The sequence below is a fragment of the Pseudomonas sp. Soil_N_39 genome, assembly GCF_057655955.1.
On record NZ_JBDGLI010000016.1, the window covers coordinates 22567 to 45158 of the forward strand.

General features: G+C 59.3%; 18 protein-coding genes, 2 tRNA genes and 1 pseudogene. 11 read left to right on the forward strand and 10 right to left on the reverse strand.

The genetic code is table 11. The features are described 5' to 3' along the window. Positions 1-57 precede the first annotated feature (57 nt). Together AC3A5O_RS21455 and AC3A5O_RS21460 are read right to left on the reverse strand one after the other, a co-directional pair. Positions 58-134, reverse strand: a tRNA-Met gene (locus AC3A5O_RS21455). Between the two features lie 103 nt (positions 135-237). Then, positions 238-2295, reverse strand: coding sequence for a methyl-accepting chemotaxis protein (locus AC3A5O_RS21460; protein WP_487753695.1), 2058 nt, complete (start codon positions 2293-2295; stop codon positions 238-240). Between the two features lie 331 nt (positions 2296-2626). On the opposite strand from AC3A5O_RS21460, the gene AC3A5O_RS21465 reads away from it, so the two are divergent. From AC3A5O_RS21465 to AC3A5O_RS21515, 11 genes and pseudogenes are all read left to right on the forward strand, one after another. Further along, positions 2627-3844, forward strand: a complete 1218-nt coding sequence (locus AC3A5O_RS21465) for an MFS transporter (protein WP_122564715.1) — start codon at positions 2627-2629, stop codon at positions 3842-3844. A 79-nt stretch (positions 3845-3923) separates the two neighbouring features. Next, a complete protein-coding gene (locus AC3A5O_RS21470; protein WP_487753696.1) occupies positions 3924-4985 on the forward strand; it encodes an ankyrin repeat domain-containing protein in 1062 nt (353 codons plus the stop codon). A gap of 501 nt (positions 4986-5486) precedes the next feature. Then, positions 5487-6749 (forward strand): annotated as a pseudogene (locus AC3A5O_RS21475) (cache domain-containing protein); the annotation flags it as partial. Positions 6750-6860: 111 nt separating this feature from the next. Further along, the gene (locus AC3A5O_RS21480) at positions 6861-7649 is read left to right on the forward strand and encodes a methyl-accepting chemotaxis protein (protein WP_436278775.1); all 789 of its coding nucleotides are present in this window, start codon (positions 6861-6863) and stop codon (positions 7647-7649) included. Positions 7650-7867: 218 nt separating this feature from the next. Continuing rightward, a complete protein-coding gene (locus AC3A5O_RS21485; protein WP_487753697.1) occupies positions 7868-8302 on the forward strand; it encodes a hypothetical protein in 435 nt (144 codons plus the stop codon). Further along, a complete protein-coding gene (locus tag AC3A5O_RS21490) occupies positions 8299-9759 on the forward strand; it encodes an ATPase domain-containing protein (protein ID WP_305468473.1) in 1461 nt (486 codons plus the stop codon). Before AC3A5O_RS21485 ends, AC3A5O_RS21490 begins: the two co-directional genes overlap by 4 nt. 9 nt (positions 9760-9768) lie before the next feature. Next, positions 9769-10806: a sensor histidine kinase gene (locus tag AC3A5O_RS21495; RefSeq protein ID WP_305468472.1), complete on the forward strand. Its 1038-nt coding sequence runs from the start codon at positions 9769-9771 to the stop codon at positions 10804-10806. 73 nt (positions 10807-10879) lie between these two features. Further along, positions 10880-11323, forward strand: a complete 444-nt coding sequence (locus tag AC3A5O_RS21500; RefSeq protein ID WP_305468471.1) for a DUF3592 domain-containing protein — start codon at positions 10880-10882, stop codon at positions 11321-11323. A gap of 4 nt (positions 11324-11327) precedes the next feature. After that, entirely contained in the window at positions 11328-11915 is a 588-nt protein-coding gene (locus AC3A5O_RS21505) for a hypothetical protein (RefSeq protein WP_305468470.1), read from the forward strand. A 78-nt stretch (positions 11916-11993) separates the two neighbouring features. Continuing rightward, positions 11994-12365, forward strand: a complete 372-nt coding sequence (locus AC3A5O_RS21510) for a c-type cytochrome (RefSeq protein WP_487753698.1) — start codon at positions 11994-11996, stop codon at positions 12363-12365. A gap of 1063 nt (positions 12366-13428) precedes the next feature. Further along, positions 13429-15492 (forward strand): calcium-binding protein, encoded by a 2064-nt coding sequence (locus AC3A5O_RS21515; protein ID WP_487753699.1) that lies wholly within the window; start codon positions 13429-13431, stop codon positions 15490-15492. Between the two features lie 95 nt (positions 15493-15587). Here the strand turns inward: AC3A5O_RS21515 and ychF are convergent, their stop codons facing one another. From ychF to AC3A5O_RS21555, 8 genes are all read right to left on the reverse strand, one after another. Beyond that, on the reverse strand, positions 15588-16688 hold the full coding sequence (gene ychF, locus AC3A5O_RS21520; RefSeq protein ID WP_060740647.1) for a redox-regulated ATPase YchF: 1101 nt from the start codon (positions 16686-16688) through the stop codon (positions 15588-15590). Positions 16689-16710: 22 nt separating this feature from the next. After that, the gene (gene pth, locus AC3A5O_RS21525; protein ID WP_003185374.1) at positions 16711-17295 is read right to left on the reverse strand and encodes an aminoacyl-tRNA hydrolase; all 585 of its coding nucleotides are present in this window, start codon (positions 17293-17295) and stop codon (positions 16711-16713) included. Positions 17296-17461: 166 nt separating this feature from the next. Then, positions 17462-18064 (reverse strand): 50S ribosomal protein L25/general stress protein Ctc, encoded by a 603-nt coding sequence (locus AC3A5O_RS21530; RefSeq protein WP_060740648.1) that lies wholly within the window; start codon positions 18062-18064, stop codon positions 17462-17464. A 140-nt stretch (positions 18065-18204) separates the two neighbouring features. Next, positions 18205-19146: a ribose-phosphate pyrophosphokinase gene (locus AC3A5O_RS21535; protein ID WP_003171603.1), complete on the reverse strand. Its 942-nt coding sequence runs from the start codon at positions 19144-19146 to the stop codon at positions 18205-18207. A gap of 47 nt (positions 19147-19193) precedes the next feature. Next, positions 19194-19268, reverse strand: a tRNA-Gln gene (locus AC3A5O_RS21540). A 37-nt stretch (positions 19269-19305) separates the two neighbouring features. Continuing rightward, complete coding sequence (gene ispE / locus AC3A5O_RS21545; RefSeq protein WP_487753700.1) at positions 19306-20157, reverse strand: 4-(cytidine 5'-diphospho)-2-C-methyl-D-erythritol kinase; 852 nt, start codon at positions 20155-20157, stop codon at positions 19306-19308. Position 20158: 1 nt separating this feature from the next. After that, a complete protein-coding gene (gene lolB / locus AC3A5O_RS21550; RefSeq protein ID WP_003205525.1) occupies positions 20159-20776 on the reverse strand; it encodes a lipoprotein insertase outer membrane protein LolB in 618 nt (205 codons plus the stop codon). A gap of 4 nt (positions 20777-20780) precedes the next feature. Continuing rightward, positions 20781-22505, reverse strand: coding sequence for a tetratricopeptide repeat protein (locus AC3A5O_RS21555; protein ID WP_122564706.1), 1725 nt, complete (start codon positions 22503-22505; stop codon positions 20781-20783). Positions 22506-22592: the final 87 nt, after the last annotated feature.

Consider the following 22592-nt stretch of genomic DNA (forward strand, 5'->3'; position numbering starts at 1 on the left):
GAGGCGGGCTTCTTGAGGTGATTCATAGACTGCTGTAGACATCTATGGATCGGTACTTGGTGGCTACACAGGGACTTGAACCCCGGACCCCAGCATTATGAATGCTATGCTCTAACCAACTGAGCTATGTAGCCAAGTGGCGCGCATTATTCGCCGGTAACGAAGATGTGTCAAGCGTAAATCTGAAATATTTCTCTGCGCTTTCAACCGCTTAACAATCCTCGCTGCAAATCCCTGTCAGCCGAGCTGAAATCTCCCTGTGTTGGCACTCAAGGCCTTGCTTCCCTGGCTCAGGGTATCGGCCGCCACGTTCACGGCCCGTGCGCCTTCGAGCAAGCGCATGGCCGCCTGGTCGACCTGCTGGATATTGCCGCTGACCTCGTCGGCGGTGCTGGCCTGTTCATCCACGGCGGTGGCGATTTGCGCCAGGGTGTCGGTGACGCTTTGCACGGCGCTGGCAATTTCTCCCAGCCGTTCGCCCAGACCGGTGACGGCTTCGGCGTCGGTCTGGGCCTGGCCACAAGCGGCTTCCATCAGGCTGACGGCCTCGTTGACCGTGGCGCGCAGGCTGTCGACGGTGCTGGCAATCTGTTGCGTGGAGGACTGGGTGCGTTGTGACAGGCTGCGCACTTCATCGGCCACCACCGCGAAACCACGCCCTTGTTCCCCGGCGCGAGCCGCTTCGATGGCGGCATTGAGGGCCAGGAGATTGGTCTGCTCGGCCACGCCGCGAATGGTATCGACCACCAGTTGGATCTGTTGCCCCTGTTCGCTGACCCGCCCCAGTGCGGCGGCGGTTTCGTTGAGCCGCTGGTTGAGCTGCTGGATGCTCGCCGTGGTGCGCTGGCTGTCGCGGCTGCTGTCGGCGGCGATGCGGCGGGTTTGCTGGGCGCTGTCAGATGCCTGTTCACAACTCTTCGCCACGCCCTGGGAGGTGGCGGCCAGTTGCGTCGCGGCGGCGGCGATCTGGCTGATCTGCATCTGCTGGGCCTCGACTTCTCCCAAGGCGCCGCTGGAGTGCGTATTGAGGGTGCGCACGGCATTGCTCAACTGCAAGGTCTCGTGATCCACCCCCAGCAGGCTGTTGCGCAACTGCACCACGGCGACGTTGAGGGCGGTGCTGATGGCCGCCAGTTCATCACGTCCTTGCACCGGCACTTGCAGGCTGAGATTGCCATCGCGCAGGGCCTCGGCCAGCAGGGTGATGCCGCTGGCGCTGCGCCGGATCGACGCTTGCAGGCACACAAAAAGATACAGCGCCGCCAGCAGCAGGCAACCCAGCACCGTCGCTACCAGGGTGAACTGGCGAATCGCCGAACCGTGGTAGTGGTCCAGTCGCGTATCCAATGCCACCAGTGATTGTTGCCGCAGGGTCGCCAGGTCGGCGAGGAGGGCGTCCATGTGTTTTTCGAAGTCTTCCGGCTTCAGGTTGATGGAGCCGCCGAACACGCCGTCATCCAGCACTTTCAGGCCGGCGTCCAAGTGCTTGAGGCTACCTTGGAATTGTCCGGCCCAGGTCTGCAGGTTGCTGGGCAGGCGGGTTTCCAGCAGTGCTCCGGTCTTGACCAGTTGATCCCGGGCATCGCCGATACGGCTGCGCAGGTCCCGCAGTTGCAGGCGACTCTGCAGCGTGAACTGGCCTGATACTACGGAGGACTGGCCGACGCTGGCCAGGCGGCCGACCCGTTCGATCAGGTCCGGCGTCTGTTGGGTGGAGATCTGGGTCAGCAGATAAGTCTCCAACCAGGAGGCGAGGGTCAGGCGGTTGTCCATGACCATCTGCTCGCGCAACGCTTGCAGGGCGCTGAGGGCCGCGGTGAAGCGGTCATAGCCATCCGGCCACCAACCCACGCTGCCCAGGCTTTTCGAATCCAGGCCGTTGAGGCTGGTTTGCAGGGTTTGATAGCGGGCGAGGGTATCGGCTTCGGCCCCTTCGGTTTGCAGCGTATTGGCCAGGTCACTGGCGGCCTGGTTGAGGGCCGGTTGCACGGCATCGTACGCCGCCATGGCGGCCAGCGTCGCGGGTGTCGGCTGCCGATTGGTTTCGGTGGCACGCCAGCGGGCGGCGCGGTTGCGCTGGGCGGTGAGCAGGTTGTCGAGGTTATCCAGTGCCAGCAATTGACGAACCCCGGCGCGTTCCCCGGAAATCAGGCTGAGTTTGTCGCGATAGTCCTGGCCGATGAGCCACAGGCTGCCCATGAGCGGCAGGATAAAAAGCAGGAACAGCAATTGGAATTTACGGGCGAAGCCGAAATGCCCCAACAACCTGATTCCCGGTGATAAAAAAGCCTGCATGCCCATACTCCCCTGAACACCCTTGCACTGTTTTTGTGCGTTTCTACACAAGTGCCAAAACGGGTGCCCTTTTAAAAGGCTTCGAAAGTTTGTCCAAATCGGCTCGGTAGGCCAGCTCTGTAGCGAAACTTCCCATTCTCGGTCTCCTTTGTAAGGAGCCGCGTTGTAGGGCATTAACAAGGCAAGATTCAGACCATGGCGTTGGGCTATCACCTTGGAATTCGACAATTTTTCAAGGTCGATAGCAAGCTAAGGGGATAGCCTTGTCGCACCGAAAAATGGCACATTGACGCACCTGCCCGTGTGCACCCTCTGTCGTATGGAAACTCCCATGGCTATCAGCAATACCCAGGCCGCCGCCCCATCCGTTGCCGGCACAGCGCAAAGCAGCCCGTTGGTCATGCGCATCATCGGCGCCGTGGCGCTGGCGCACTTGATCAACGACTTGATCCAGGCGGTGCTGCCCTCGATCTACCCGATGCTCAAGGACAGCTACGGCCTGACCTTCACCCAGGTTGGCCTGATCACCCTGACGTTCCAGTTGACCGCCTCTTTGTTGCAGCCCTGGGTTGGTTATCACACAGATCGACACCCCAAGCCCTGGCTGCTGCCGGCCGGGACGGTGTGCACGCTGATCGGCATTGTGATGATGTCCATGGTCGGTAGTTTTGCCCTGATCCTGTTGGCGGCGGCGTTGATCGGCATCGGCTCGTCGACCTTCCACCCGGAAGCATCGCGGGTGGCGCGACTGGCCTCGGGTGGCCGCTACGGGCTGGCTCAGTCGACGTTCCAGGTGGGCGGTAACGCCGGCTCTGCCTTCGGCCCGCTGCTGGCGGCGGCGATCATCATTCCCTACGGGCAAGGCAATGTGGCCTGGTTCGGGCTGTTCGCCCTGTTTGCGCTGTTCGTGCTGTACCGCATCAGCCGCTGGTACGCCAACCACTTGAACCTGTTCAAGCTCAAGCAAGGCCAGGCGGCCACCCATGGTCTGTCCAAGGGCCGGGTCTTGAGTGCGCTGGTGGTGCTGGGGCTGCTGGTGTTTTCCAAGTACTTCTACATGGCCAGTTTTACCAGTTACTTCACGTTCTATCTGATCGAGAAGTTCGACCTGTCGGTGGCTTCTTCGCAGTTGCACCTGTTCCTGTTCCTCGGCGCGGTGGCGGCGGGGACCTTTTTTGGCGGCCCGATTGGCGACCGGATCGGGCGCAAGGCGGTGATCTGGTTCTCGATCCTCGGCGTGGCACCCTTCACCCTGATCCTGCCTCACGTCGACCTGCTGTGGACCAGCATCCTCAGCGTGGTCATCGGCTTCATCCTCGCCTCGGCGTTCTCGGCCATCGTCGTGTACGCCCAGGAACTGGTGCCGGGCAATGTCGGGATGATCGCCGGTGTGTTCTTCGGGCTGATGTTCGGTTTCGGCGGGATTGGCGCTGCGCTGCTGGGGCACCTGGCGGACATCCGGGGTATCGAGTACGTGTACTGGCTGTGTTCGTTCCTGCCGTTGTTCGGGGTGTTGGCGATATTCCTGCCGAGAACTAAAAAAGTCTGATCTACATTCAGATGGCCGTGACCGATGAGTATTTGTTTTTATGCTGAAAAATCTTTGGATCAGAACGGTGGCCGCCGCCATGGGTAAGCGTAAACGCAAGACTCTGCCGAAGGATTTTGGTCAGCGGCTGGAGCAGGCCTCGTTTGCCGAACTGGTCGCCGTCTTCGATGCGTGCGAGCTTGAAGCCACCGGGGGTTACAGCAAGAGCACCGCGCTGGGCTTCTACAACTGCCCCGACGAACTGGTCCGTTGGCTGGTGGAGCAGGGCGCCGACATTAATGCCCGTGACACTTACCAACGAACGCCCCTGCACCATCGCAGTTCGAGTTGGATCGGTGGTGTCGATCTGCTGCTGGATTTGGGCGCCGATATCGAGGCGCAGGATTACCAGGGCTACACGCCATTGCATGCCGCGGCCAACAGTCACAAGGCCGAGGCCATTGCTGCCCTGATCCGCCGTGGCGCCAATGTCGATGCCAAGAGTCGGCAGGGACAGGGTGTGTTGCATATTGCCCTGGCGACTACCCGCAATGCCGATATCGAGGCCACCGCGAAAATCGCCCAGACGCTGCTGGCGGCAGGGCTGCAAGCCGATGACCGCATGCTCGCTGAAGTGCAGCGCATCGGTCGTGAGTTCGAGTTTCACCGGGCCTCCTTCAACCCGGACTACCTCGAGACAACGGACGCTGCCCTGGCCAGTCTTTATCGTCTTTTCAACGTCACTCCCGTTGCCCCTCGCAAGGTTCACGACGGTCAGGCCGCTATTGTCGTAGCGGCCAGTGACTGGCGTGACCAGCATCAGCAACTGTGGGAGCTGCTGGTGCCATCCTCTGGCGCCGCAGCGACGGCGCAGGGTGAGGTGATCCGCATCAGTGGCCGTATCTCCCGAGAGATTCACCACAACGGCTCGGCCAACTGGGACGCGGATTTCAAAGCGATGTTGGCGGCTCTGGTTGACCATGTGGGCAGCGCCGTGCCCTTGCCTGCGGCCGAGCTCGCTGAAGCACGGGCGCTGGCTGCCGTTCTGCGCAATGGCAACGATAACGCCGAGCAGACCGAGCGTCTCTGTGAATTGGCTGTGCGTTGGGTCATCGCCAACCCGCAGCCGGTGCCATTGGCGATGCCCTCCTATAGCCGATAACGCGACGGCGTGCCCAGCCTCTTTCAGGATCGAATAGCCCGGCGTGACACCTCGCGCGCGGGCACTTTCACCCTGGATGTCGGGCCTTTGGTGAATTAAGACTAAAGTACTGTTTTGTATAACGCCTAAGTTTGATTTTGTATAAAACCCGGTCGTGTTAATTTGCTGTCGTGGTTATTGGTCTGAATGGATTCTGCGGCATTATTCAAGGGTGACCTTGTGGTGACTGGACAAGCAGGCTTCGCATTCTTTCCAGCTATCGCCCTTACTGTCCTGGACATAAGGCCTTCGGTTCCTGACTTGAATACCTCTACTGCTTTTTGTGCCCCACCTGCCACGTTTCAAATACTTATAAAGCAGCTGTATCGCCGTGCCCTTTCAAGGCGATTGCCTCGTGGGCCGCGTAAACAGCCGTGATTGATTGTTATTCGCCGCGTCGCGCACAAGTTAGAGGCCTTCGTCTTTAACGTTGGCAATAAATAGAATCAGGCAGGGGATGATATGAAGTTCAAGTCATTGCAGGCACGCATTTGTGTCACGGCAGGCGTTTGTCTGTTTGTTTCATCGGTCAGCCTGATTATCTACGGGCTCTTTACCGCTCGGGCCAATGAGCAATACGTGGCCACCGAAGTCTCGGCGCTGGTTGAAAAATCAACGATCCGGGAAATTCAGAACCTGGCCGAGTCCCGGGCCAATGCCATCCAGGCCAAGTTGCAGAATGCCCTGGATGCAGCCCGCACCATGGCCAATACCTTTGCCGCCAGCAAGAGCACGCAAAGCCCCCTGGCATTGGGCAGGGAGCAGATCAATACGGTGTTGCTCAGCGTCCTCAAGGACAACCCTGATTTCAATGGCACCTATTCCTGTTGGGAACCGGATGCGCTGGATGGACAGGATCTGGCGTTGCGCAATGCCCAGGACGGTAACAATCCACAGACAGGGCGCTTCACGCCTTACTGGACACGTAGCGCCGGTGGCCATGTCGCGGTGCAGCCGTTGGTCGAGTATGACTCCCCGGACCGTCACCCTAACGGTGTGCCCAAAGGCGGCTGGTACAGCGGCCCGCGCGACACCCTGAAGGAAAGCGTGCTGGACCCCATTCCTTATGTGGTCCAGGGTAAAAACGTTTGGCTGACCACTTTGTCGGTTCCGATCGTCGCCAATGGCAAGTTCTACGGTGTGGTCGGTGCTGACTTCGACATCGCTTTTATCCAGAAGCTCAGCGAGCAGATGTCTGCCGAGCTCTACGGCGGCAAAGGCACGGTGACGATCCTGAGTAACCAGGGCCTGGTGGTTGCGGACAGCCAGCGTACTGACTTGATTGGCCAGCCCATCAAGGCGTTGTTACCTGAGTCCTGGGAAAGCGTGCTGCGCGACATCCAGAGCGGTCGTGGCAATGGCCTGCTCAATCCACAAACCCAGCATATCGAAGTGCTGATGCCCATTACGCTGGGTCGCACAGGCAAGCCCTGGGCGGTGCTGATTCGTCTGCCCAAGGCCGTGGTCATGAGCCAGGCGATAGCCCTGGAGCAAGAGCTGCAGGCGCGCAGTATCAGCAACAGCATCTGGCAAGTGTCGGTGGGGATGGTCATTTCCCTGTTGGCCCTGGCCGCCCTGTGGTTTGCCGCCGCGAAAATCGTCGGGCCGATCCGCGAGGCCGCGGCCTTGGCCGCCAACATCAGCCTGGGGGATTTTTCTCGTCGCCTGGTGCAGAAATCCGAGGATGAAGTCGGGCAATTGTCTGTGGCGCTTAACGACATGTCCGAAAGCCTGCAACGCCAGGTTCGTGTGGCCGAGCGTATTTCCGAAGGTGATCTGGACCTGGAGGTCCGCTTGTCTTCGCCCCACGATACCCTGGGCAAGTCGCTGGAGAAGATGGTCAGCAACCTGAACCAGCTGATTTCCGAGGTGCAGACCAGCGCTACGCAGATTACCGGCAGCTCGGCGCAGGTCACTGATCTGAGCCAGTCATTGTCCGATGGCGCGTCGAATTCCGCGTCGTCCATTACCGAAATCAGCGCGGTGATGACGCAAATGGCTGCGCAGACCCGGGACAACGCCGCCAACGCCAAGAAAGCCGATGAGCAATCCCAGGCATCGCGGGCTGATGCGGGGGAGAGCGATAAATTGATGAGCGAGCTGATTGCCGCCATGGCCGAAATCGACAACTCGGGCAAGGACATCACCGCGATCATCACCACCATCGACAATATTGCCGCACAAACCAATCTGTTGGCGCTGAACGCGGCCATCGAAGCCGCCCGGGCAGGTGAGCTTGGGCGCGGTTTTGCCGTCGTTGCCGACGAAGTACGCAGCCTGGCCGCCCGCAGCGCCGAGGCCGCCCAGCAGACGGCGGCATTGATCGCCGACTCATCGAGCAAGACGCAGCGCGGCATGATCATCGCCGGCCGGACCGCCGAATCGCTGAAAAACATCGTCACGGGAACCAGCGCGGTTTCCAACCTGGTTTCGTTGATCTACCAGGCCTCCAGCGAGCAGGCTTCGGGCTTGCAGCAGGCCAGCATCGGTTTGGAGCAGATCGATGAAGTGACGCAGAAAAACCAGTCCAACTCACAAGAGTGTGCGGTGGCGGCCAAGGACCTTTCGGAGCGAGCCTCACTGATGCAGCGTGTGTTGGGACGTTTCAAAGTCAAAAGAGGTTAGTTTTTTCCAGCCCGCTCCAGGCGCCCGCCTGGCGCGTGATGAAGCAAAATCCCCGTATCAGCGAGTGATGCCGGGGATTTTTCAGTTTGGGGGATCGTTCAAGCCAGGTTTGTTCGCTGGCTGTAGAGGGGCGCAATTGCATTGCTTTGTCCAATGGGGGCTCGATAACGTCCTTGAGGGTGTACTATCGATACTTGCCCATCGGATATCAGTTAGCTATGTCCACGCTAAGCGAAGAGAGCCGTCAGATCGTAGCTTCTCTGACGCACCGCGTTGGCCCCAACGCTGACACTGCAAGGATCGCTCACGCGATCATTTCAATTTTGCAGGATATAGAGGCGACCCTTACGCCCGTCATTGGTCAACAAGGGGTCGCCGCGCTGTATCGCCGCAGCCTGCACTTGTGTGGGTCTACTCATCCGCGCCTGACCCGCACCTGCGACAGGGTGCAGCCAGGCCTGGTTCTGACTGCTCTTAAATCGGTACTTGTTGAGCAAAGCGAAGCCGATGCGCTGTTTTTCGGTGAAGCGATGCTGACAGTCTTTTATGAGTTGCTGACCACGCTGATCGGGCCCTCGCTCACCGCACGGTTGCTTCGTGACGTGTGGGAGCCTTCCTTGAGCGACACCCCTTCGCAGGAAAATTCGCCATGAACACCAAAGTGACTATCAACCGCTTGGCTACCGGCGTGCCAGGGCTGGACGAGGTCTTGGGCGGAGGATTGCCGGAGTTTTCGTTCAACCTGATCGCCGGTCCCCCCGGTTGCGGCAAAACTACCCTCGCGCACCAGATGATGTTTGCCCTGGCGACTCCGGAGCGTCCCGCGCTGTTTTTTACCGTGCTGGGCGAGCCGCCGCTGAAGATGCTGCGTTATCAGCAGCAGTTCGACTTCTTCGACAGCGAAGCGGTCAATCAATCGATCCGCTACGTCAATCTGGCTGACGATACCCTGGCCGGGGATCTGGACGAAGTGCTGCGGCGCATTGTCAGCGAGGTGGAGGCTCACTCCCCGGCGCTGGTATTCGTTGACTCGTTCCGTTCGGTGGTGCTGGCCAGCCAGACCCAGGACAACCCCAATAACAACCTGCCGCAGTTCGTCCAGCAGTTGGGCATGTTGATGACCACCTGGCAGGCCACGACTTTCCTGATCGGCGAGTATTTCAACGAAACCGATACCAACCCGATTTTCACCGTGGCCGATGGATTGATCTGGCTGCGCCAGAGCGTTCAGCGCAATTCCATGGTGCGCAAGATGGAAATCATGAAGATGCGCGGCCAGCCGACGCTGCCGGGCCTGCACACCTTCCGTATCGCTTCGTCGGGAATCAAGGTATTTGCCCCCGCTCCCTTCAATCCGGGCGAAGCGCCGCTGGAGTTTCCGATCAAGCGCCTGGCCATGGGCGTACCGCAGCTCGATGAAATGCTCGGCGGTGGCCTGCCGCGCGGGTATTCCTTGCTAGTGGCGGGGCCGTCCGGTTCAGGCAAGAGCATACTGGCGGCGTCCTTTCTCGCCGAAGGCGCGCGCAACGGTGAGACCGGCGTGATCGCGGTGTTTGAACAACGTCCCAATCATTCCCAGAACGCCACGCTCGCCCACTTGATTCAATGTGGAAAAGTCGGACTGGTGGATAGCCGCGCGCCGGACTTGTCCATCGACGAAATCGTGCACCTGCTGCTGGGCGAGATCGCCCGCTTGAAAGCGACCCGGGTGGTCATTGATTCGCTGTCGGGCTTCGAACTGGCGCTGGCGCCGACCTTTCGCGAGGACTTTCGCGAGTCGCTGTCACGCATGGTCACAGCGTTGACCAGCGCCGGTGTCAGTGTGTTGCTGACCTCGGAGCTGGAAGACCGCTACACCGACCTGCGCTTCAGCCCTTATGGCACGGCTTTTCTCACCGACGCCATTATCGTTCAGCGCTACATTGAAGTGCAGAGCCGTTTATTGCGCATCATGGCGGTGGTCAAGGTGCGGGCCAGTGCTCACTCCGACGAGCTACGCCTTTATCGCATCGACGACAACGGCTTGCAGATCGGCGAAATGTTGCCGGATCGGGAGGGGTTGCTCGGCGGTCGGCCGACCCTGCAGCTTTCCGGCAACGGCGCCGGATGAGTCGCGATCATGAATGAGACCAATGGCAAGAATGAGCAAGCGAAGGCCTCGGCCGCTCGCGAGCTGTTCCTGCTTGGCCAGAAAACCGTCGAGGCGCGGGCGGTGTTGGCGGCGTTGCATAAGGAGCTGCGCGAGGCCAACACCCAACTCGCCGATAAGCAACATATCGAGCAGTTGATCGAGGCCAACCAGCAATTGGTCCTGGCGATCCTGTCGGCCCAGTCCGAGGCTGAAAAGCCAAAAAGCACGCAGGCACTAGAACAACAACAGTTGTATCAGGATATGCGCGAAGCCAATGAGCTATTGGTCATCGCCGCCCTCAGCGCGCAACACCTGAAGGCCTCGGCCGAACGCGCACTGGAGCGCCAGCGTAGCGTCCTCGCCCTGGTGGCCCATGAACTGCGCAATCCACTGAACCCCATCAGTATGATTGCCGGCCGACTGGCGCGGGCGCCCAGTGAGGAACTGCCGCGCATGCAGAAGTTGATCGAAGGCCAGGTGCGGCACATGTCTCGGTTGGTTGAAGACTTGCTCGACGTCTCTCGGGTCAAGACCGGTAAGTTTCGCCTCGATTGCGAGATTGTCGATATCGTTCAGATCATTCATGAATCCATCGACAACTGTCGGCCGATCATGCTCTCTGGCGACTTGCACTTTAGTGCCCAATTACCCGGGTGTGCATTATGGGTGAACGGCGATCCGGTGCGGCTGGCTCAGATTTTCGGCAACTTGCTGGGCAATGCCGCCAAGTACACACCTGCCAGCGGTACGATCAGGCTTTGGGCCACCGTCGAGGTCGATAGGGTGGAAATCGGCATCCGCGATAGCGGCATAGGGATCTCGCCCAAGGCGCTGCCGTTCATCTTCGAGCCGTTCGTGCAGGACGTTCACGCCGTCGGTTTCAACGGCGTTGGCCTGGGCATTGGCTTGACGGTGGTGCGCGAGTTGGTCGAAAGCCACGGCGGCACGGTAATCGGCAAGAGTGCAGGGGATGGGCAGGGTAGCGAGTTCGTGGTGAGGTTGCCGTTGGTGAGTCAAGCCACGTAAGGGGGATAGGATATCCCCAGGGTTTCTTGATACTCTGATCTTCTTCTTTCATGGATGAATACTGAGACCCGCCATGGCTAACGACACCCCGTCACGCATCGGGACGATTCTGCTGGGCCTGCTGTTTGCCCTGATTGGCATTGGCTTGTTGGGCATTGCCGTCAATCTCTCTCTCGACCGACGCGACTTCCTCGCTCGGGCACAGACCGCCGATGGCATCGTCAGCCACTTGAATGCCGGCGGTTCCCATCCTGAAATCGCCTTCACCACCGCCAGCGGTGAAAAAATTTCCTACCCCCAGGGCGGTTTTATCTTCGGCTATCAGAAAGACCAACCGGTGCGGGTGCATTACCTGCCTGAGCAGCCGGCTGGCAGCGCCATCGTCGATGCCCCGGCCGCACTATGGGGCACCTCCGGGGTGTTGGGGTTTATCGGCCTGGTGTTCACCCTTGTCGGCCTGCTAAAAGCTTTCCGTCAACGCGGCCGCGGTGCGGTTCATTCATATAAAGGACTTTGAACGTATGAGCTACAACATCCCACTCCCGGTCAATGAAAGTCGCTGGCAGTACCAGACCGCCAGCGGCGGCGGTCTGACCGTGGTCATGGTGGCGGGCAGCGGCGGCTCGATTATCCTGCGTTCGCCCCAAGGCGAGGACGTCAGCTACCGCTATGGCGGTGTTGGCGTGGGTGTCGGCTTTGGCGCACGGCTGCCGCGCTTCGGCAAGATCAATATCCAGATCAAGGGCAAGAGCGTGGCTGGCGCCGGTGCCGCAGAGGCGTTTCCCAGCACCGGCAAGGTGTTTGTCAGCGATGCCTTGGTCAATCGCGACCTGACCAGCGACGACATCACCGGCCCATGCATGTATACCGAAGTGGGCGTGGGCCTGGTGGTCGGCGGGTCGGCCACGGCCCTGCTATTCGGGCTCGATCCCAAGTTGCTGGCGTTGTCGGTGGCCTTGAGCTCTAACCCGGCAACTTCGCTCATCGCTTCGACCACGGTCAACCGGCAACTGGCGCGCTCGGCCAAGGGGGCGGTGGTCATGGCGGGTGTGAATGCTGGTTTGCAGGCCGGTGGTGGTGCGGCGATCTACATGGGTTATCTGTTCTAGTGAGGTGTGGGAGCGAGCTTGCTCCCGCATCAATAGCGCCGATCTGATCTATACAACAAGGCTGCATGAATAGTGAGAATGTTGGTCATTGCTTCGCTAGGAATTTTGTCGCTCATTCAAACATCACTGTCCTTCGCGGAAAATGCTAATGGGAAAGGTATTTATTTGCAGCGATGTGTCATGTGCCATGGGGTGGACCTCAAGGGAACGGGGCCATTGGCTCATAAAAGCAATCCTCCTACGCCTGATCTTACGATTGCGGCTTTCAAGGAGCGTTTGAGGGTTTATCCGGGGGTTATTGTGTCGTCGGTAATACTTCGTCCCAATGGGGACTTGATTCCCAGGACTTTGAAAGAGAATGGGGTGAAGTTAGCGCCGTTTTCTTGGGGGGTTAAGGACTTTCGCGATTTGAATCAGTATATGAGTGGTGTGATTTCAAGAAGTCGATGATTTTTTATGGGTTTTTTCTGCGTGTGGTTGATCGTGTGAGTGCCTTATTTGAAGGCCTTAGATACGTTTTTTGGTTTGTGTGTATATCCGTTATTTAGGTAACGGCTGCTTATGGTTCCGCTCTTACAGCGGGTCACTTTTGGAAGAGCGCCAAAAGTAACCAAAAACGCTTTGCCCCACCACTTGGTGCCTCGCTTAGGCTCGGCATGCCCTCACTCCGGCATTGCTCCGTGGGCCGCCGCGAAGGGCCATCCATGGCCCAGCGCGGCTATCCCGGCATGCCCACTGCGCAATGCCTGCGTTCGGCCAGCGTGGTTTAACAGGGCGCCCAGATCAAGATCAAGATCCAAAGCAAGAGCAGGAGCGGGGCACATGTCAGCATCTATGTGGCTGAGCCACCGCTATCGCGAGCAAGCTCGCTCCCACAATGGGCCTGCGGTGAACACAAGACTGATGAGCACCAAGATCCCCTGTGGGAGCGAGCTTGCTCGCGAAGAGGCCGGCACATCCAACATCACCGCAAACTGACCCACCGCCTTCGCGAGCAGGCTCGCTCCCACAGGAGAAACGCGGTCTCATCAAGAACCAGGTCGGCTCTCAGGCCGCCTCGCGGTGGACGTTGATCTCGGGCGCCCCGTTAACCACGCTGGCCGAACGCAGGCATTGTGGAGTGGGCAACCCGGCATGGATGCCGGGTTAGCCGCGCTGGGCCATGGATGGCCCTTCGCGGCGGGCCCACGGAGCAATGCCGGAGTGAGGGCACACCGAGCCTAGGCGAGGTGCCGAGTGGTGGGGCAAGAGCGTTTTGGTTACTTTTGCGCTTTTCAAAAGTGACTCGCCGTAAGGGCGAAACCCTAAGTAGCCGTTACCTAAATAACGGATATACACCCCATCACCCACAACACCACCTGCAACTTAGACGCTAGAGAATTGGGGACAGCCCCTTTTCTTAGGCTTCAACAAACCACCGGTCGAACTCTGCTCGTGCCAACGCTGGGGCAGCGTGCAAATCCTTACTGCTCTACTAGAGTGACGGATCCAGCCCCCGTTAAAGGATTAACCCATGGCAACCAGCGATAGCACGATGGCAAGTACCCATACCGTGAGAACTGGCCCGGGCACTGTCCAAGTCGACCTCACCGGTCAGTTCGACGATAACCAGAGCATCATTATCCAACCAGACGGCAAGATATTGGTTGGAGGCTATACCGAGTACCTGGCATGGGGATACCCCGGCGCGCCAGGCGAGGAAAGCTACGGTTACGAACAGAACCACTCCGTTGTCCGGCTGAACGCCGATGGTAGCCTGGACACCAGCTTCCATGAAGGTGGCATCGACATCGTACCTGCTGCGATAGCCCCGGCGTCGCGCTACGAGCTGACGGCGGTGCAGTCCGATGGCAAGGTGCTTGTCGCCGTCGTGCTGAACACCGGCGTACAGGTGGAGCGCTTCAACAGCGACGGGACACGCGATGCCAGCTTTGGCCAAAATGGCGCTATGACGGTCGACATCAACCACGACTTCAAGGACATCGACCTGACGGCGAGTACGGATGGCACATTCCAGATCAGCGCTCGTGGGTTTGACCAGGCCACAGTGACCAGGATCGGCAATGACGGCACTTTCGTCGATGGCTTTGGCGACAATGGCGCGCTGACTGTCAATATTCCCGAAGACGCCTACTACAACGGAGGGATTTCTACTGCGGTGCAGGCGGATGGAAGTGTTGTGGTCGGGGCTGCCTACAATATCGCCGGCGTAGGTGATCCGACGTACACCCTGCAGCGCTTCAATCCCGACGGTCAGCTGGATACCCGTTTCGGTGATGACGGTGTACTCTCCTTGAGCGCTGCCACGGGTTTTGGCGAAGACTCAGTGGTCACCGTGCAGGCTGACGGCAAGATCATCGTGATGGGCCATGGCGAAGGCGATACTTTGGCTACTGTCGCGCGGCTTAACGCTGACGGCTCCTTCGATACCAGCTTTGGCTCCAATGGCAGGGTGACCTTCGAAGCCGACACGCCTGTGGCTTTGACGGTACAAGGCGATGGCAAGATTCTGGCCGCCGGCACGAGCAACGGGGACTTCAGCGTCATCCGTTTGAACGCCGATGGCAGTGTGGATACTCACTTCGGCAGCCAGGACGGCAAGCTTCATGTGAGCGGATACGCCGGGGAAGAAATCCTGCAGGGGACCGATGCCGCTGAAATCATCCACGGCTTGGCGGGTGATGATGTGCTCCAAGGCAACGGCGGACGCGACTTTCTGCAGGGCGGCGCTGGCGCTGACATTTTCCGCTTCACCGAACTGAGCGACAGTTTCCGCACTGCCACGCAAAACAACAGCGACCGGGTCCAGGACTTCGATGCTTCTCAGGACCGCATCGACCTGATTGCCTTGGGCTTCACCGGCATTGGCGACGGCCATGACGGCACCTTGGCTGTCATGGCGAGCGCAGACGGCACTCGCACCTACCTCAAGAACTACGATGCGGATGCCTCCGGGCAACGGTTTGAACTGGCCTTGGATGGCAACCTGGTGGGGCAGTTGGACAGCACCAACCTGGTGTTCACCGCGCCCACTGTTGAAGGTACGTCTGCCAAGGATACGATTACCGGTTCTGCCTTGGCGGAAATCATCTATGGCCTGGACGGCAATGACCGTATCAACGGTGGTGCTGGAGCCGATGTCATCATCGGTGGCGCGGGCGCAGACCGTCTCAACGGTGGAGATAGAGCCGACATCTCGTTGTGGACGGATAACCACCAAAATGACGACGTGTTCCGCTATCTGTCTACCGAGGACAGCTATCGTACGGACAGCCAAAGCTTTGCCGATCTTATCGAAGGCTTCACCGTTGACGACAAGATCGATGTATCGGCCCTGGGCTATACCGGCTTCGGAGATGGCACGGACACTACGCTGGAGATGGTTTACAACAACGAACTGGACCGCACTTACCTGAGGGATGTGGAAGCGGACGCACAAGGCCATTGGTTCCAGGTCGCGCTTGCCGGGGACTGGCGAGAAAGCCTTGATGAAGATGACATGATCTTTGCTCCCGACGCCGAGATAGGGCTGGTCGGGGTAGCGCCCGAGGCTGATCCAGGGCATCTATTGACCTGACATCGGCTCCAGAAGGTCGCGTGGCAGCGAGTCGCTGCCACGCGATGGGCTCATGAAGACTTTGATCGCCTCCAATGACCGGATGCGAAAAAACGTTAGACGTTGAAGCGGAAGTGCATCACATCACCATCCTTGACGATGTATTCCTTGCCTTCCAGACGCCATTTACCCGCTTCCTTGGCGCCCGCTTCGCCCTTGTACTGAATGAAATCCGAATAGGCGATGACTTCGGCACGAATAAAGCCTTTTTCGAAGTCAGTGTGGATCACACCGGCGGCTTGCGGTGCGGTGGCACCCACGCGGACGGTCCAGGCGCGGACTTCTTCGACACCGGCGGTGAAGTAGGTCTGCAGGTGGAGCATCTCGTAGCCGGCGCGGATCACGCGGTTCAGGCCAGGTTCTTCCAGGCCCAGGGCCTCGAGGAACATGTCTTTCTCTTCACCGTCGTCCAGTTCGGCGATTTCCGCTTCGATCTTGTTGCAGACCGGAACGACCATGGCGCCTTCTTCTTCGGCGATGGCCTTGACCACGTCCAGGTGCGGGTTGTTCTCGAAACCGTCTTCAGCGACGTTGGCGATGTACATGACCGGCTTGGTGGTCAGCAGGTGGAAGCCCTTGATCACCAGCTTCTCGTCGGTGCTCATGTTTTTCATCAGGCTGCGCGCAGGCTTGCCTTCGGTAAAGTGGGCGATCAACTGCTCCAGCAGGCCCTTCTGGACGACCGCGTCCTTGTCGCCACCCTTGGCGTTGCGGGCAACTTTCTGCAGTTGTTTTTCGCAGCTGTCGAGGTCGGCGAAAATCAGTTCCAGGTCGATGATCTCGATGTCGCGTTTCGGGTCGACGCTGTTGGAAACGTGAATCACGTTCTCGTCTTCGAAGCAGCGCACCACGTGGGCGATGGCATCGGTCTCACGGATGTTGGCCAAAAACTTGTTACCCAGGCCTTCGCCTTTCGACGCGCCAGCCACCAGGCCTGCGATGTCGACGAATTCCATGGTGGTCGGCAGGATGCGCTTGGGGTTGACGATAGCGGCCAAGGCTTCCAGGCGCGGATCGGGCATCGGCACGATGCCGCTGTTCGGCTCGATGGTGCAGAAGGGGAAGTTCTCGGCCGCGATACCGGATTTGGTCAGGGCGTTGAACAGGGTGGACTTGCCGACGTTAGGCAGGCCGACGATGCCGCAATTGAATCCCATGGTGTTTCCCCTCGGATAAGTGTCAGGCCTTCTGGCTGTGCAGGTTTTTCATCGCGCGGTTCCATTCACCGGCGAGGATATCCGGCAGCACGCCGAGGGCAAAGTCGATGCTGGCATCGAGTTTTTCCTGTTCGGCGCGAGGCGCACGACCCAGGACAAAGTTTGAAACCATACTGGCAACGCCTGGGTGGCCGATGCCGAGCCGCAGGCGGTGAAAGGTATTCTGATTACCCAGTTGCGCGATGATGTCGCGTAACCCGTTGTGACCGCCATGGCCGCCGCCCTGCTTGAGCTTGGCAACGCCCGGAGGCAGGTCGAGTTCGTCGTGGGCCACCAGGATTTCTTCAGGCTTGATGCGGAAGAAACCGGCCAATGCCGCCACGGCCTGGCCGCTGCGGTTCATGTAGGTGGTGGGAATCAACAGGCGAACATCCTGACCTTGGTGCGAGAAGCGCCCGGTCAGGCCGAAATACTTGCGATCGGCTGCCAGGCTGACGCCTTGTGCGTGCGCGATGCGCTCAACAAAAAGGGCCCCTGCGTTATGCCGGGTCTGTTCGTATTCAGCGCCTGGATTTCCCAGGCCAACGATCAGTTTAATGGCAGTCACGATAGGGGCCCTTCCTGGAGTGTGGATAACGATGTCGCAATCAGGCGGTGTTGCGACAGTGGACGATAATGGCGGATTCACCGTTAAGTAAACTTCGCGTTCTCGCCCGCTGTCTCGCTACGTTCCAGTCCGCGATGTTTCCGGTCACTCCGGCGACAGAGTGAAATTACTCTGCAGCGCCTTCTTCAGTGGCTTCTGGAGCAACACGTGGAGCGTGGACGTTGGCAACAGCCTTGTCATCGCCGTGTGCCAGAGCAACAAACTCAACGCCTTTAGGAGCCTTGAGGTCGGACAGGTGAATGATCGTGCCGACTTCGGCGTCAGCCAGGTCGACTTCGATGAATTCAGGCAGGTCTTTCGGCAGGCAGGACACTTCCAGCTCGGAAGTCACGTGCGAGATTTCGCCGCCTTTCTTGACCGGAGCAGCTTCATTGATGAAGTGCACTGGAACAACAGCAGTCAGCTTCTGGCCGGCAACAACGCGGACGAAGTCAGCGTGCATCACGTGGCCTTTGGCCGGGTGACGCTGCAGGGCTTTGATCACGACGTTTTGCTTGGTGCCGCCAACGTTCAGCTCGATGATGTGGCTGTAGGCCGCTTCGTTTTCGAGCAGTTTGGCAACTTCTTTGGCCAGCATGCTGATGGACTCAGGGGCTTTGTCGCCACCGTAGACTACAGCTGGAACCAGGCTTGCGAGACGACGCAGGCGGCGGCTCGCACCTTTCCCCAGGTCGGAACGCACTTCAGCATTCAGAGTAAAATCGTTCATGTTGTATCTCCAAAATAGCCATTTCCGCATGACGTCTGCGACCGACGCCAAAGCGGTATGGGCAAAAAAGCCCCGCCCCAACATGAGTGTTGGGGCGGGGCGCTTTTCGTCAACGAGATGTCCTGGAAAGGGTAGGGCCCTTAACGGAACATCGCGCTGATCGATTCTTCATTGCTGATGCGGCGAACCGCTTCGGCAACCACCGGTGCGATATCCAGTTGACGGATACGCGCACAGGCTTGTGCTGCAGCGGACAGCGGGATGGTATTGGTCACCACCAGCTCGTCCAGCACGGAATTTTCAATGTTCTCGATCGCCCGACCCGACAGCACAGGGTGTGTGCAGTAGGCAAAGACCTTGGCAGCGCCATGCTCTTTCAGGGCCTTGGCCGCGTGGCACAAGGTGCCGGCGGTATCGACCATGTCATCGACCAGGATACAGGTGCGCCCTTCGACGTCGCCGATGATATGCATCACTTCGGAGTGATTGGCTTTCTCACGGCGTTTGTCGATGATACCCAGATCCACGCCCAGGGATTTGGCAACAGCCCGTGCACGCACGACGCCGCCAATGTCCGGGGACACGATCATCAGGTTTTCGAAGCGCTGATCTTCAATATCATCCACCAGGACCGGGGAGCCGTAGATGTTATCTACGGGAATATCGAAGAAACCCTGAATCTGGTCAGCATGCAGATCAACCGTGAGGACACGGTCGATGCCGACTACGGTGAGCATATCAGCCACGACTTTCGCGCTGATCGCCACACGTGCGGAACGCGGACGGCGATCCTGACGGGCATAACCAAAGTAAGGAATAACAGCAGTGATACGAGTAGCCGAGGAACGGCGGAAGGCATCAGCCATCACGACGAGTTCCATCAGGTTATCGTTGGTCGGAGCGCAAGTCGGCTGAATAATGAAGACGTCTTTACCGCGAACGTTTTCATTGATCTCGGCAGTGATTTCGCCGTCGGAGAACTTACCGACAGAAATGTCACCGAGAGGGATATGCAGCTGACGTACGACACGCCGAGCCAGATCGGGGTTGGCGTTCCCCGTAAAGACCATCATCTTGGACACGCGCAGTACCTGAAGGCTGAGGGTATACCTGGATGAGTATAGGAAAATGGCAGGGGCGGCTGGATTCGAACCAACGCATGGCAGGATCAAAACCTGCTGCCTTACCGCTTGGCGACGCCCCTGTATCTGTTGCTGCGAGTGCCCAGCACTCGATTCCTTTTAGAGCAGGTCTTGCAGCTTGCGATGCAACATCGAAACGTTGCTTCCTTTTGCTACAAACCCTGTAAGGGTCTCTGTCAGAAGGGCCGAGACTTTATCAGCTTCAGCTTTGCTTGGGAAGCCCCCAAACACACAACTTCCAGTTCCGGTGAGTTTTGCTTCGGTAAATTTACCTAACAAATTCAAAGCGTTACGAACATCTGGATAACGCCTTGCTACCACCGGTAAGCAGTCATTTCGACTGTTTCCCTTGGGAACGGGGCGCACTTTAATGGGAGGAGAGTTACGTGTCAACAGCGGATCTGAAAAAATTTCTGCTGTACTTACAGATACTTGCGGCACCAGCACCAAGTACCAGGGTTCCTCGGGGTCCACCGGGGTGAGTTTTTCCCCAACGCCCTCGGCAAAAGCGGCGTGGCCACGCACGAAAACCGGCACGTCGGCGCCCAGCGTCAGGCCCAGGGCGGCCAGGCGATCGATGTCCCAGCCCAGCTGCCACAAATGATTGAGGCCCAATAAAGTCGTCGCCGCATTCGAGCTGCCGCCACCGATGCCGCCGCCCATGGGCAGGATTTTTTCGATCCAGATATCGATGCCCAGGGCACAACCGGATTGCGCCTGGAGTTGTTTCGCGGCCTTGACGATCAGGTTGCTGTCGTGGGGGACGCCTTCGAATTCGGTGTGCAGGCGAATCACGCCGTCGTCGCGCACGGCAAAGGTGATTTCGTCGCCGTAGTCCAGGAACTGAAAAATCGTCTGCAACTCGTGATAGCCGTCCGGACGACGGCCGAGGATGTGCAGCATCAGGTTGAGCTTGGCCGGGGAGGGCAGGGTCAGGCGTGCAGCGGTCATGTCATTGCCCCAGCTTGCGCGGCTGCCATTGCTTGATCACCAGCGTGACGTCGAGGTTACTGCCGTGCAACTTGATGCGTTCGGGCAGCCAGTAGCCGTTCTGCTGGGCATAGCTGAGGTATTCGATCTGCCAGTCGTCCTGTTCCAGGTTGGACAAACGACTGTCGGCATCGAGGGTCAGGCGGCTTTTACTGTCCGGCGCCGGCAGCCCGCGAACCCACCAGGTCAGGTGGGAGACCGGCAGTTTCCAGCCCAGTTGTTCTTCCAGCAGCGCTTCGGGGGTCGGGGCCTCGTAGCGTCCCTGGTTGGCGACTTCCAGTGAAACCTGGCCTGGCCGGCCGGTCAGGCGGGCCGCACCGCGACCCAGTGGGCCGGACAGGCGAATGTCGTAGTAGTCCTGGCGTTGCAGCCAGAACAGCGTGCCACTGCCCGAGTCTTTCGGGGCGCGGATGCCGATCTTGCCGTCGATCTGCCAGCCATCGAGGCCGCTCAGTTGTTGCTTGTGCTCGCGCCACTGGGCCTGGTTGCCCTGGCCCTGGACGGATTCACGGGCGCCGAAGCCCGCGCAACCGGCGAGCAGGGCAATGAAGCTGAAAACGATGAGATGGCGCAAAAACATAATCTTAAAGAGTCTCGGATCCGGTCAGGCGTTTGATGGTGCTGCGCAAGATGGCGCTGTCAGGCTGTTCCTTGAGGAATCGGCTCCAGATTTGCCGCGCTTCGCGTTGTTTGCCGTTGGCCCACAGGACCTCGCCCAGGTGAGCGGCGACTTCCTGGTCGGGAAAGCGCTCCAAGGCCTGGCGCAACAGGCGTTCGGCTTCGTCGAGATTGCCCAGGCGGAAATTCACCCAGCCAAGGCTGTCGAGTACCGCCGGGTCTTCCGGATTGATCTGGTGGGCCTGTTCGATCAGCAGCTTGGCTTCGTCGTAGCGGGTGGTGCGATCCGACAAGGTGTAACCCAGGGCATTGAGGGCCATGGCGTTGTCCGGGTCACGCTGGATGATCAGGCGCAGGTCTTTTTCCATCTGGGCCAGGTCATTGCGTTTTTCCGCCAGCATGGCGCGGGTATACAACAGGTTCAGATCGTCCGGGTACTGCTTCAAGGCTTGCTGCAGTACGTTCCAGGCCTTGTCGCCCTGATTGTTGGCCGACAGGGTTTCGGCTTCGATCAGGTACAACTGGATGCCGTAGTCCGGCTGGGAGTCGCGTTGTACGGCGAGGCGGCTCTGGGCATCGGCGGTCTTGCCATTGCTGATCAGGATATCGGCCTGGCGCAGTTGCGCCGGCAGATAGTCGTTGCCCGGGCCAACCTGGGCGTACTCGATCAGTGCGCTCTCGGGGTCGTTGCGTTCCTCGGCGATGCGACCCAGGTTCAGGTGGGCCGAGTCGACGTGGCTTTCCCGGGCGATCAGGTCTTCCAGGTAACCCTTGGCCTCTTCCCAGGCCTTGGCTTCCAGGCAGACCAGTGCCAGGGAATAACGCAACTCGTCGTCTTCCGGGTATTGCTGGACCAGGCTGGAGAACTCCACCTTGGCATCGTCCATGCGGTTGTTTTCCACCAGCATGCGGGCGTAGGTGAGGCGCAGGCGTTTGTCGTCCGGGTATTTCTTGATGCTTTTTTCCAGCAGCGGCAGCGCTTCGTCGCCACGGTTCAAGCCTTGCAGCAGGCGGGCACGCAGCAGGATCGGCGCCACTTCGCCGGCTTCCGGCGGGTTGTCTTCCAGCAGGGTGAGGGCGCCCTGGGTGTCGCCATCCTGTTGCAGCAGCAGGGCCTTGCCGAAAATCAGCTGGCCGTTGTTCGGGTGGCGCTGCAACAGGCGATCGAAGCTTTTCATCAGGCCGTTGCGGGTTTCCTGGTCGGTATCGGCGGCGGACAGCGCCAGGAAATCGAAATGGGTGTCGCCCTTGCCCAGCAGGACTTTCTCCATATACACCATGGAGTCGTCGTAGCGTCCGGCCCGGGCCAGTTGCACAGCGGCGGCGCGCTGCGCTTCCAGGTCATCGGGGGCATTCCTGGCCCAGATCAGCGCGGTATCCAGCGCAGGCTGGTCGGCGCCCAGGTATTCGGCGATGCGAAATGCCCGCTCGGAGATGCCCGGGTCCTGGGTGTTGATGGCCTGGGTCACGTAGTTGTCCAGCGCAATGTCGAAGCGATTGCGTTGGCCGGCCAGTTCGGCGCTCAACAGGCTGAAGATGGTTTCTTCGCTGAACGAGCCATAGACCTTGGGTTTTTCAGGGGCCTGCACGCTGTCTTCGACTGGCGGCGTACCGTCCGTCGAAACGGGGGCCATGGACTGGCAGCCGCTGAGCACGGCAAGGGCGAGGAGCAACGCGGAAGATCTATTCATATAGGAAGAGGACGACTAACCTGCGGTCGGATCATCATGACACAAGCCTTGAGTCAAACATAACCGCCCCGTCGATTTACCACCCGG

Bases quoted from the DNA above. Each gene is read 5' to 3' on its own strand.
- AC3A5O_RS21510 (WP_487753698.1), top strand. From the start codon at position 11,994: ATGTTGGTCATTGCTTCGCTAGGAATTTTGTCGCTCATTCAAACATCA.
- AC3A5O_RS21470 (WP_487753696.1), top strand. From the start codon at position 3,924: ATGGGTAAGCGTAAACGCAAGACTCTGCCGAAGGATTTTGGTCAGCGG.
- AC3A5O_RS21495 (WP_305468472.1), top strand. From the start codon at position 9,769: ATGAATGAGACCAATGGCAAGAATGAGCAAGCGAAGGCCTCGGCCGCT.
- AC3A5O_RS21480 (WP_436278775.1), top strand. From the start codon at position 6,861: ATGGTCAGCAACCTGAACCAGCTGATTTCCGAGGTGCAGACCAGCGCT.
- lolB (WP_003205525.1), bottom strand. From the start codon at position 20,776: ATGTTTTTGCGCCATCTCATCGTTTTCAGCTTCATTGCCCTGCTCGCC.
- AC3A5O_RS21460 (WP_487753695.1), bottom strand. From the start codon at position 2,295: ATGCAGGCTTTTTTATCACCGGGAATCAGGTTGTTGGGGCATTTCGGC.
- ispE (WP_487753700.1), bottom strand. From the start codon at position 20,157: ATGACCGCTGCACGCCTGACCCTGCCCTCCCCGGCCAAGCTCAACCTG.
- AC3A5O_RS21465 (WP_122564715.1), top strand. From the start codon at position 2,627: ATGGCTATCAGCAATACCCAGGCCGCCGCCCCATCCGTTGCCGGCACA.
- AC3A5O_RS21515 (WP_487753699.1), top strand. From the start codon at position 13,429: ATGGCAACCAGCGATAGCACGATGGCAAGTACCCATACCGTGAGAACT.
- ychF (WP_060740647.1), bottom strand. From the start codon at position 16,688: ATGGGATTCAATTGCGGCATCGTCGGCCTGCCTAACGTCGGCAAGTCC.
- AC3A5O_RS21485 (WP_487753697.1), top strand. From the start codon at position 7,868: ATGTCCACGCTAAGCGAAGAGAGCCGTCAGATCGTAGCTTCTCTGACG.
- AC3A5O_RS21490 (WP_305468473.1), top strand. From the start codon at position 8,299: ATGAACACCAAAGTGACTATCAACCGCTTGGCTACCGGCGTGCCAGGG.
- AC3A5O_RS21505 (WP_305468470.1), top strand. From the start codon at position 11,328: ATGAGCTACAACATCCCACTCCCGGTCAATGAAAGTCGCTGGCAGTAC.
- AC3A5O_RS21555 (WP_122564706.1), bottom strand. From the start codon at position 22,505: ATGAATAGATCTTCCGCGTTGCTCCTCGCCCTTGCCGTGCTCAGCGGC.
- AC3A5O_RS21530 (WP_060740648.1), bottom strand. From the start codon at position 18,064: ATGAACGATTTTACTCTGAATGCTGAAGTGCGTTCCGACCTGGGGAAA.
- AC3A5O_RS21500 (WP_305468471.1), top strand. From the start codon at position 10,880: ATGGCTAACGACACCCCGTCACGCATCGGGACGATTCTGCTGGGCCTG.